The sequence below is a fragment of the Rhizobium sp. BR 250 genome (genome assembly GCF_047445855.1).
Lineage (GTDB): Bacteria > Pseudomonadota > Alphaproteobacteria > Rhizobiales > Rhizobiaceae > Agrobacterium > Agrobacterium tumefaciens_I.
On record NZ_JARWKW010000022.1, the window covers coordinates 34,539 to 45,328 of the forward strand.

Annotated in this window: 6 protein-coding genes and 2 pseudogenes; 3 read left to right on the plus strand and 5 right to left on the minus strand. The window is 58.4% G+C overall.

What is annotated here, in order from left to right:
* Genes QD336_RS23625 through QD336_RS23635 form a run of 3 tightly spaced genes read right to left on the minus strand, consistent with a single transcriptional unit; the run spans nucleotide 1 to nucleotide 3,420 of the window.
* Nucleotides 1-1,080 carry a carbohydrate ABC transporter permease gene (locus QD336_RS23625; RefSeq protein WP_499172378.1) on the minus strand — a complete coding sequence of 360 codons (1,080 nt, stop codon included), beginning with the start codon at nucleotides 1,078-1,080 and terminating at the stop codon, nucleotides 1-3.
* A complete protein-coding gene (locus QD336_RS23630) occupies nucleotides 1,081-1,992 on the minus strand; it encodes a carbohydrate ABC transporter permease (protein WP_499172380.1) in 912 nt (303 codons plus the stop codon). It abuts the gene before it with no gap.
* A 60-nt stretch (nucleotides 1,993-2,052) separates the two neighbouring features.
* Entirely contained in the window at nucleotides 2,053-3,420 is a 1,368-nt protein-coding gene (locus QD336_RS23635) for an ABC transporter substrate-binding protein (RefSeq protein ID WP_499172381.1), read from the minus strand.
* Between the two features lie 115 nt (nucleotides 3,421-3,535).
* Between QD336_RS23635 and QD336_RS23640 the strand changes: the two genes are divergently transcribed.
* Nucleotides 3,536-4,672 carry an ROK family transcriptional regulator gene (locus QD336_RS23640; RefSeq protein WP_499172382.1) on the plus strand — a complete coding sequence of 379 codons (1,137 nt, stop codon included), beginning with the start codon at nucleotides 3,536-3,538 and terminating at the stop codon, nucleotides 4,670-4,672.
* 245 nt (nucleotides 4,673-4,917) lie between these two features.
* On the opposite strand, the gene uppW is transcribed toward QD336_RS23640, so the two are convergent.
* A complete protein-coding gene (gene uppW / locus QD336_RS23645) occupies nucleotides 4,918-6,336 on the minus strand; it encodes a Wzy-type polysaccharide biosynthesis protein UppW (protein ID WP_499172384.1) in 1,419 nt (472 codons plus the stop codon).
* Between the two features lie 654 nt (nucleotides 6,337-6,990).
* On the opposite strand from uppW, the gene uppZ reads away from it, so the two are divergent.
* Complete coding sequence (gene uppZ / locus QD336_RS23650; protein WP_499172385.1) at nucleotides 6,991-7,974, plus strand: polysaccharide biosynthesis acyltransferase UppZ; 984 nt, start codon at nucleotides 6,991-6,993, stop codon at nucleotides 7,972-7,974.
* 460 nt (nucleotides 7,975-8,434) lie between these two features.
* On the opposite strand, the pseudogene QD336_RS23655 reads toward uppZ, so the two are convergent.
* A pseudogene (locus tag QD336_RS23655) lies at nucleotides 8,435-9,101 on the minus strand (DJ-1/PfpI family protein).
* 52 nt (nucleotides 9,102-9,153) lie between these two features.
* On the opposite strand from QD336_RS23655, the pseudogene QD336_RS23660 reads away from it, so the two are divergent.
* Nucleotides 9,154-10,139 (plus strand): annotated as a pseudogene (locus tag QD336_RS23660) (GlxA family transcriptional regulator).
* Nucleotides 10,140-10,790 lie beyond the last annotated feature (651 nt).

Below are 10,790 nucleotides of genomic sequence, written 5' to 3' on the forward strand. Positions count from 1 at the left end.
TTATCCCTTGATCCCGCCGAAGCTCATCTGGGTCAGGTATTTTTGCGTGAAGATATAGAGGACGAGCGCCGGCAGCACGTAGACGACGCCAACGGCGGCGACGAGGCTGTAGTCGACGCCCATGCTGTCCTCCGAAACGAAGAAGAGGTAGAGGCTCATCGTCAGGCTGGTCTTTTCGATCAGCAGGGTCTGCACAAAGACATATTCCTCCCAGCCGCGCAGGAAGGTGAAAGTCCCGACCGCGATCAGCCCGCCGACGACCTGCGGCAACACCACCATGCGGAAGGCCTGAAAACGCGAGGCGCCGTCCGTGATCGCGCTCATCTCGATGTCCCAGGGAACGGCGTCGAAGAAGCCCTTGAGCACGAAGATCGCGAAGGGCAGTTCGAGCGCGCACAGGACAAGGATGACGCCGGAGAGCGAGTTGAGAAGACCCATCCAGTACATCTGGATGAAGATGGCCACTGTCAGCGCCAGCGCCGGAAAGGCGTGCAGCAACAACAGCCCGCGCAGAAAACTTTCCCGCCCGGCGAAGGAAAAGCGCGACAGTGCATAGGCGGCAGGTGCGGCAACGACTGTCACGATCAGCGTCTGCGCGCCGGCAAAGGCGAAGGAATTGCCCATCGCCGACCAGACCGACGGCATGAGGCCGATGCGGCTCTGGCTACCGCGCTCGGCCGCCACGCTGGCAGGGTCCCAGAGAAAGGCAAAATTGTCGACGGTCAGGTAGGGGCCTACTCCGGCAGCGAAGACGGCGACCGTTGCAAGCATCACCCCCCACCGCAGCCGCCTGGCTGTTTGCCCCTCGGGGGCAAAGAGGGCGATGGCGATCAGCGCAAGATAGCCGGCCGCAGCAACAGCAAACAGCCGCCAGAGGATGGCGGTTCCATCGCCGCCCTTGTCCGTCAGCGAGATCGCCAGCAGCCAGAGGTAAGGAAGGACGATCGGCAGGGAAATGACGGTGAGGAAGCCGATGACGATGGCTAGAAAGCCGGTGCGGTTCCAGAGCGTCCGGCGGGCCAGGCGGCTCCAGTCCGTGGTTTTTCGGTCCGGAGCCCCTGCGATGGTGGTCACGGTCATTTACAATACCTCGATCTTCGGGGCGGTGAAGCTCTGCTTCATGCCGGTCATGCGCCATTGCAGCAGCGTGACCGCAACGCCGATCACCATCAGGCCGAGCGCCAGCGCCGCGCCATAGGCATAGGCGCCGCTTTCGAAGGCGCGGCGATAGACGTAGAGCGCGTAGGTGGTGGAATCGTAGACCGGTCCGCCGCGGGTAATCAGCAGGATGTATTCGTAGGTCGTCATCAGCGAGAGCGCCTGGTAGATGGTGATGAAGCGCAGCGGCGGCAGCAGCGCCGGCAGCACCACATGGCGCAGCACCGACCATTCGCCAGCGCCGTCGATGCGGGCGGCGCTGAACAGATGCGACGGGATGGAACGGATCGTCGAGGTCATGATGACCATGGCGAAGGAGGCACCAACCATGCCGTTTGCGATGACGATCAGAAGCAGCGGCTGGTCGTTGCGCAGATTGAGCAGCGGAAAGCCGAGAGCGCCGCCGATCTGATTGATGAGGCCGTAGGAAGTCGGATCGGCGACCCAGATCCACAATACGCCGTAAAGTACCGCCGGGCTCATGCGCGGCAAAAGCCAGAGGCCGCGGAAGAAGGCGCCAAGCCGCTCCGGCACCGCCGTCGTCGTAACGGCAAGGATGGCCCCGAGGCCGATATTGAACAGGAACAGCGTGGCTGTCACGTAGATGAACGTCGTCATCAGCACCATCGGCAGGCGGCTGTCGCGGCCGAGCATGCGCATGACGTTGTCGAAGGTGAATTTCTCCACCTTCAGATTTGCGCCCATATTGGTGAAGGCGATGACGACATCGATCAGGATCGGCGCGATGAAGAACACCGACAATATGATGATCGCGGGCATCAGATAGAGGATCGGGCGGGCGGGCCGGTGGTGTCTTGGCGGTCGTGACATCATGGATGGGGTCCTGAATGCCGAAGGCAGGCGAAAGCTTGGCCCGCCTGCCTTCGCTGATCGTCAGTTGGAGAGCGCGTCGCGAATTTCCACGTCGCTGCCGAACTGGACTTCCAGCTCGTCGGCGATGAATTCGACGGCCTGGGCAGCACTCATGCGGCCGGTCTCGACGGCCTGGAGGCCGCTGAACAGCACCTTGTTATAGCTGCCGAACTTGGTGTGGTTGGGTACGAATTTGGCGTGCACCATCATCGGCGATGCAGCTTCGAGCGCCCAGTTCGCCTTGTAGTCCGGCATGGCAGTCTGGGCGTTACTGATGGCGGTGTGGTAGGAAGAAACCGCGTGCTTGGTGTTGAAATAGGGAAGCGAGGCGAGCGCCACCAGATCGGCAGCGATCGCTGCATTCGTTCCCTTCGGGTTGATCGCGTAGGCGATCGGGTGCGACAGGTTGGCGGGTTTTCCGCCCTTTTCGGCGGCCGGCGCCGGGATCCAGCCGATCTTGTTGAAATAGCCCTTGCCGTCCGTCGGCCAGGTTGCGCCGAGCTTGTCGCCGACCTGCCAGGCAACAGCCCACACGCCCTGATGGAAGACGAAGGCCTTTTCCTGCTTGAAGGCGGTCTGGATCGCCTCCCAGCTCATCGCCGTGTTGTCGACGGGGGTGACGCCTTCCTTGGCGTTGCGCTCATACCAGGAGAGGGCCGCTTCCATTTCCTTCTTGGGGAAAAGCAGCTTGCCGGTTTTCTCGTCGGTAAACTTCACGCCATTCGACGCGAAGACCATCAGATAATCGATACCGACATTCGGGCGATGCAGCATCCCGTACTGGGCGGCACCCTTTTCAACCACTTCCTTGCTGAGTGCGGTGAAATCGTCGAGCGTGAACTCACCCGCCTCGACCCTGGCGGGAATAGCATCGATAAAGGCTTCGTCCTTGCCGATCTTGCGCAGCATGTCCTTGTTGTAGAAGAACATGCGAATCTCGGCGTCCTGCGGGATCGCGTAGACCTTGCCATCGGTGCCCTTGACGGAATTCCACAGCACCGGCAATACATCGCCGTAGACCCATGGCTTGGCGGCGATTTCCTCGTCCAGCGCCTTGGCATAGCCGTCGGTCGCAAACTGGCCGATCCATTCGTGCGGAAGCAGGTAGATATCCGGGCCCTGATTGACCGCAAAAGCCTTCAGCGTATCGAGAGCGTAGTCGTCCCAACCCTTCTGGCCACTGTTGTTTACCTCGATCACGATCGTCTTGTCGACGCCGGCGGCCTTGTACTGGCTGTTAAGGATAGCGGCGGCGTCCTCGATGTTGGTGGTGCGCGCAGGGCCATTGCGATCGGCAAGGGTCCACAACTTCAGCTTGATTTCTTCGGCATTTGCGGCCGATGAAAGAAGGGCGACGGCCGTCGCTGCAAGAGCCAGAGTTCGAAACATGATTACCTCACTTGGATTTGGTGGAATAGCGATTGTTGATTAATTAATTAAGTTGCTTACTTAACAATCGAATGACAATTCTGTTGTCGCGCGCGATTTTTTTGAGACATCGAAAATGCTGAATGAAAAAACTGATTTAATGGGACTGAGCGGCAGCCATCAGCGGCTCATCCACCTTCTGCGGCGCTCGGCGCCCGCGTCACGGGCAGAGTTGGCAGCCCTCTGCGGCCTCACCCCGGCAGCGGTCAGCATGCTGATCCACGAACTGATGGTGCGCGGCATCGTTGTCGAGAGTGGGCGGCGGCAAGGTCATCGGGGACCGCCGCAAATCGATTTGCGGCTTTCACCGGATGCGGGCTATGCGCTCGGTATCCATGCCGACTACTATTCCGTCTATCTGACGCTCCTCGATTTCTGCGGTACGCTCCGCGGCGAGCACCAGATCCGCAACAGCTTCGCAACCTTCGATAACGTTGCGGCGACGATTGCGGGAGGCGCGGAAGCGCTCCTGTCGCGAACCGGCATATCGGCCGCCGACCTGATCGGCGCCGGTTTTGCGCTGCCCATCCGTTTCCGCAGCACGGAGCCCGCCCTCGATCTGGCCGAGGATGTGGGCCGATGGGGCGGCATCGACATCGCGGCCACCTTGTCGGATGCGTTGGGCTGCTCCGTGATCGTGGAAAATGACGCCAATGCCGCCGCCATCGGCGAGTTGACGGTCGGCAACCCGGAACATCACGAGAGCTTCTTCCACCTCTATCTCGGCAGCGGTATCGGCGGCGCGGTCGTTCTCAACGGCAATCTCTATCGCGGCGCCATCGGCAATGCCGGCGAGATCGGCGCGCTGCGCCCCCGCTCCATGTGCCGGCCGTCGTTCGACGACCTTGCCGCCTGGCTCAAGGCCGATGGCGTGGTCCTGCCACAGGGTCGCGATCCTGATGAATGGGAGACCGTGCTGGCCGCCGCACCGGAAAGCGTCGAACGGTGGCTGCAACGGGCCGGGCCGGAAGCCGCGCGCCTCGCCTTCGCAGCCGGCGCCATTCTCGATCCGCCCGCTATCTACATCGGCGGCACGCTTCCCAAAAGTGTCCGCCGCGCCCTGATCGGATGGATGGATTTCTCGCGCCCAGCGCTTTTCGACGGCGCCACGCTTGGCCAGCCCCGCATTCTTCTGTCGGAAATCCCGGCCACGAACAGCGCCGCGCTCGGCGCGGCAGCGCTCGTCCTGCACCACATGACGTCGCCGCCCTAGGCCGGCGCCAAGCTAAGACAATTTACGATCCTCTGCGACGCGCTATTCCGGTAAATCGAGAGGTTCAAATTAGGTCTTGGCGACTTCTGGTCGTCAATCGACCCGACTTGGGTATCTCTAACGCTGCTGGTCGCGGGAAATTCGGTCGAGCGCCTCGGCGCACAGTATTGAACGACCTTCCATCCCTGACGCTCCGCGGATTGGCGCTCGTCCCAAGCAAACGCACAAAATCATAGCTGGCTTATTCACTCAGCTCTTTTTTGGCCGGACTCTGAGTTTCGCGCCAACTGGGCAGTTGCGAACTTCTTTCGGGCAACAGCCAATCGCAAGTGCGGTATCTTAGCCCTGTCCGCATCAGCGCCGGTTCGCGCAGATTCCGGCTCAGCCTCGTTTTCGACGAGGCTGGCGTTCGCCTGCAGATGCAGGCCCATCACGGCCACGAGGAGGAAAAACCAGACGAAGCCCGCGCTAAGCAAGAATAGAGTTTCCAGAAAGCCATAGAGCAGCACATAAAGCCAGATACCGACGTAAAGCCGCGTCAACGGGCTGTTGCGCGTCACCTCATCCATTTTGCCGAGATAATGAAGCGGTAGCAGATAAATCCACGCCATCACCAGCACCAGGCCCGGGATACCACCCGCAAGCAGCAGATCGAAATATCCGTTGTGTGCCGCCGGCGCAGTCGTTGCCCAGCTGTTGCTATCGGTGATGCTCGACATCAAGGTGTCGCTGCGCCAGAACGCCTGATAACCGTAGCCAAGGATCGGGCGTTGGCGGATATAATCGATCGCAACGGCCCAAATATCGGTTCTTCCGGTGAAACTGGCATCGAGCCCCATCCTTGTCAGCATCTGCGAAAAGACCGGATCGATTGTGGTGCCGACGACCACAACGGTAAAGACCAACAAAAGCAGGGTCACCACCATATAGCGCCAGCCGGGCCAGCCGACGATGAACCAGCCCGTTGCGATGATGATCGGCACCAGCCCGAGTACGGTCTTGCCACCTGATTTTATCAGAAAGAACATTGATAGCAGCAGCACCAGCAAACCACCGATGAAGGACCAGCGCTTGCAGAGATAAATCGCAACGATGATCAACACCGCCATGACCGAGGCAGCCTCGTTCTTGTGCTGGAAGACCCCGCGCCAGTTACCCGCAAGAAGGGGCTCAAGCGCATCGCTCGCCTGGTGGATCGACCGTGACGGCAGGACGATGACGCCGAAATAGCACAGGAAAAGGATAATCATCGCGCAGCTGGCAAGCAGCGTGGCGAAATGTCGTTCCGTGCGCGGCAATTGCAAAAAGCAACCGGCAAGCACGCAGATGATGGCGCACATGACGAGCCGCCGCAGCGAAAACATCGGCGCCTCCCCCACGACGGAGGTGAAAATATACCAGCCGAAAATCGCCGCCATCAGCAGACGCGGCGTGAAGACGATGGAGAAAGACCGTTCCTTCACCATGAACACCATGAAACTGAAAAGCAGGATGATCGCGGTAAGCTGGTTCAGCAGGTTGGACCCCTCCGCCATGGCGGAGCCCAGATAGGTCGACGAGAGAGAAATATAGGGCGAGAAACCGACCGTAAAATAAAGGAACGTCACATAAAACAGTGTATTCCGCCAATTTCCACGCGTCTGTTCTTCGTGCGCTGCATCCATAAGGGGATCTTCTCTGCCATTTTTCCCATGTGTGCCCGATGCTTCATTCCGGTGACATCAATATCCCGAGAAAACCCTATTTTTTAGTTATCCCGAATGCACGGATGAATAGCAATTCCGTTATGAAGGAAAGAGGCCTAAGCGGAGAAACAGATGCTTTTCTGCAATCAAACAGTGTGCAGATTCTGGCTCGGGTTAGATTCTCTTGTCGTCCCGATAAACTCGATAAAGTGGTGCCTTTGCGACGAACTCCCAACTCGGCACTTGACGGGAAGATGCCAGTTCAGGCTTATGGGCCTCAACTAGAAGATGTCTTTGATTGAGGGTATCGTGAGGGGTTCTTTACTGACCTGACCGGGGACGTCGGGCCCGGCATTATCCCAACAACACTGTCAAAATCGACTAGGTTGCGGCATATAGGCGTCCGTAACCAGGGCGTTAGTCAATTACACATGAGATGGCTGCTTCTGGCAAGAATAATTCTGGCCATCTGGTTCTTCAGATTTTAGGTATTTTTTTGAACGTATACCTCATCAATCCTTGCAAGCATCGTAAACAGGAGAGTTCGGCAACTTTTTCGAGTTGGCGCGACTCGCTGCCTCTGTCTGCATTTGAGGTGAAGGACGTGAACGGTTGAGTACTTCAGGAGCGGCAATGCAAAAGGTTTATTCCATCCAGTTTCTGAGGGCGCTCGCGGCGTTTTCGGTCCTGCTGTTTCATATAATCGGTGACCCATTTACGATTGGGGCGGCGGGTGTGGATGTCTTTTTTGTCATCTCCGGCCTCATCATGGGTTCTTTCGCGACGGCGGCGGGACCGGGGGTGTTTTTATATCACAGGCTGGTCCGTATTGTGCCCTTATACTGGGCCGTGACCTTGGTGATGTGCGCCGGTGCGATGGCGGGCGTTTTTTCCACCTTTACCTTTACCCCCGAGCATTTATGGAAATCGCTGCTTTTTATTCCCTATACAGGCGACAACGGCGAAGTAGCTCCCCTTTTGGTTGTGGGCTGGACCCTTAATATGGAAATGTTCTTCTATATTGTCTTCGCGCTTGGACTTGCCTGGCGCGCGCCGCTGGCCGTAACGGTCGGCATCCTGTCCGTCATGGCCTTGGCGGGACAGGTTTTACCCACACAATCCCCCTTTATACAAACCTGGACCTCGCCGCTCTTGCTGGAGTTCCTTGGCGGGCTTCTGCTGTCGCGCTTTATGTTCCAGGGCGGACAAGCGGGTATCGCCGCGCTTGTCATATCACTGACGGGTTTTGTTGCCGCGGCCATGATAAGCGAGCAATCTGGAATGCTGCGCCTGATAACATGGGGCGTACCTGCCTTTTTCCTTGTGGCCGGATGCGTGTGGCTCGAAAATGCCGGATTATGGCCGAGACGTCTGCTGAAACCAATCGAGATTATCGGGGACTCATCCTACGCCCTCTATCTTCTGCATGGCTTGGTGATCTCAATCATTCATAAGATATTGGCGCCCGGTATTCTCGCAGGAGCGGTCATCATCGTCGTTGCACTGGCCGTGTCGGTCTTGGCGCATTTCCTGTTCGAGAAACCGCTTATCAAGTTTTTCAGACGCAAGGGTAGCGCCGTGCCGCGCCAACGGGACCATGCCGTATCGATGCGCTGACGCCGGGATCGACCGCGAGGACAACACCAAGAAGCACAGGAACTCCGATCTTTTCTGAATAATCGGACGGCTTATCGGTGCCGGATGCGGACAATCACCATCCTGAATCAATCATCGGTAACCAACGCCATTCTTGAATTTGATCAAGAAGGGTGGATGGAGCGCCGTACTACCGCGACCGGATTGTCGACATGTGCGAGGAACAGGTCAATTGACGCTCCTGCAAGGGACCTTTTGTCCTATCTAACGGACCGATAGATCCTAACCTTGTGACGCGGACGATCAAAACAGAGCCGACGGAGACTGCCGCCATTTGCCTACGCCGGATCCCGGTCGCGACCGCTTCGCAGATCGAGAAATAGCGCGGACCTTGTGAGGGCCCTTCGTTCTCGTCCAGCGTCTCGTGCGGCGAGGGAGAATGAAGTGCCGCCTTTTTCATGCGTTTTGTGATGGCAACTATCTATTCCCGAGACAACAAAACCTCCCTCTCCTCTCGCGACCTCGCCATACGCTGACGGGCCACCGCGAGGATTTCTTTACTGGCTCGGCTGGGCACACCGGCATCGAAGGGCGGCGCTGATGCATATTCCAGCGACAGCTGAATTATCTCTGCCTCGTCCTGTCCCATCAGTTCGGCAATGATAGCAAGCCCGAAATCGATCCCGGACGTAACACCGCCTGCGGTTATCAGGGTGCCATCACGAACAACGCGCTCGTCCACCGCGATCGCCCCCGAACCGCTGCAAAAAATCCATCGCGTTCCAGTGCGTAGCTGCCCGTTTGCCGGCAAGCAGTCCGGCTTGGCCAAGCACCAGTGAACCCGTGCAGACCGAGGTGACAAAGCGCGCCGTTTTCGCCTGGTGCCGCAAAAAATCCAGTGTCTCCGTGTCGGTCAAGAGGGGATTTACGCCACCGCCGCCAGGCACACAGATCACATCATAGGATGGCGCTTCCTCGAAGGTCCTGTCGGGTGTCAACCACAGTCCGGTCTAGGCACGTACCGGTCCGGTGGTTTTCCAGACGAGATCGACCTGCGTATCGCGCGCGGAAGCGAATACCTCATAAGGGCCTGTGAGATCGAGCTGCTGAACACCCGGGAAGCAAAGAATACCGAAGCGAAGGGTCATTGGTTTCTCCTGTCTTGACGCAGCCACCATTGCACTAAATGCTCTGGCGCGAATGCCAATATTCCCTCGCTTCAGGCCAATCGTGATGTTACGTCAGATCGAAATCCTCGTTTTCCCTGATGCTCAGGTTCTCGATGCAACCGGCCCGGCCCAGGTATTCGCATCCGCCAACAGGTTATCCCGAACAACGACCTACAGGCCCTACGAAGTTACCTTGGTCGCGGAAGAGACGCAGGTGACGTGCAACTCCGGCATAACGCTGCTTTGCCAGACCTTGCCAACGGGCAAACCTGCGCCTGATACGGCCATCGTCGCTGGCGGAAGCGGCGTCAATGCCGCCTGCAACCGGCCGGCACTGATCGAATGGTTTACGATCGCGCACCCCGTGTCCGGCGCATGGCCTCCGTTTGCAGCGGCACATTCCTGCTGGCGGAGGCAGGCCTGCTGAATGGTCGCCGTGCCGTTACCCATTGGCGCCGGTGCGACGAGTTCACAAACCGATTTCCAAAGGTACGTCTTGAACGCGACCCGATCTTTCTGCGCGACGGTTCAGTGTGGACCTCGGCGGGTGTGACAGCAGGGATCGACCTCGCTCTGGCGATGGTGGAAGAAGATCACGGCCGCGCACTTGCTCTCGCCGTCGCACGCGAGCTTGTCGTTTTTCTGAAGCGCCCGGGGGGCCAGTCCCAGTTCAGTGGGCCACTCGGTCTTCAGACGGTCGACGACAAGTTCACGGAACTGCACGCCTGGGTCGCTGCAAATCTTGCGCACCATATCACGCTGGAGACCCTCGCTGACCAGGCCGGCATGAGTCGTCGCTCTTTTGTCCGCCATTACCGGCAACGGACAGGTCGCACCCCGGCTGAGGCGGTCGAGATGATCCGCCTGGAGAGGGCGCAGGGACTACTGGAGACCGGCACCTCTGCAGCAACAACTGCTCGAAAGTGCGGATTCGGATCACCGGAAACGATGCGGCGGCTGTTCCTGCGCAGATTGGGAGTCGGACCGAAAGAATGGCAGGAAAGGTTTCGTGGCTGATTGCAGCTGATCTCTGGTGGCCCTGGACCGTACACGCCTGTTCCCTGCTTTTGACGGGGACAGTCTTTGCGACCAAAACGGTGGCTATCTGACAGCTCCCCTGAGGTAGAGATCCGCACCGCGTTTTTCTTCCGAAAAAACGAAATCATCTTTCCGTAAGAACCTGTCGAACCATTGCAACAGTTCATCCGCAGTTGCCGAATTGCGATAGGCATTCAGTTGAACGGCCAGTGGCGCATCGAATGACCGAACTGCGTTTCGCCCGCGACATCCGCTTTGAACCTCCCGCCCCATCACGATGCATGGTTATGTCCGCACGTTTGAAGAACTCGTCGCTGTAGATTGTGACAAGTCCAGAAGCTTCCCACCAGTCCTCATTGGCCAGGGCGTTGTGTGTTCCCTTGAATAGATGGCGTGGTTGCCGCTCTACCCACCCGGCACGTTCTGTCAGAGGATGGTCGGGTTAAATCCAACGGGTGGAAGGATGGCAGCATGACATACGACACGATGATTGGGATCGATCTGGCGAAGAACGTTTTTCAGGTTCACGGAGCTTTGCTTTCCGGAGAGGTGAAGTTCCGGCGGAAGCTACCCCGGCAGCATTTTCGAAGATTTATGGCCGGGCAAGGCGCTTCGATCGTCGTGATGGAG

Excerpts from the sequence above, each read along its gene's own strand:
- QD336_RS23635 (WP_499172381.1), bottom strand. The coding sequence starts at position 3,420 with ATGTTTCGAACTCTGGCTCTTGCAGCGACGGCCGTCGCCCTTCTTTCA.
- uppW (WP_499172384.1), bottom strand. The coding sequence starts at position 6,336 with ATGGATGCAGCGCACGAAGAACAGACGCGTGGAAATTGGCGGAATACA.
- uppZ (WP_499172385.1), top strand. The coding sequence starts at position 6,991 with ATGCAAAAGGTTTATTCCATCCAGTTTCTGAGGGCGCTCGCGGCGTTT.
- QD336_RS23630 (WP_499172380.1), bottom strand. The coding sequence starts at position 1,992 with ATGATGTCACGACCGCCAAGACACCACCGGCCCGCCCGCCCGATCCTC.
- QD336_RS23640 (WP_499172382.1), top strand. The coding sequence starts at position 3,536 with ATGCTGAATGAAAAAACTGATTTAATGGGACTGAGCGGCAGCCATCAG.
- QD336_RS23625 (WP_499172378.1), bottom strand. The coding sequence starts at position 1,080 with ATGACCGTGACCACCATCGCAGGGGCTCCGGACCGAAAAACCACGGAC.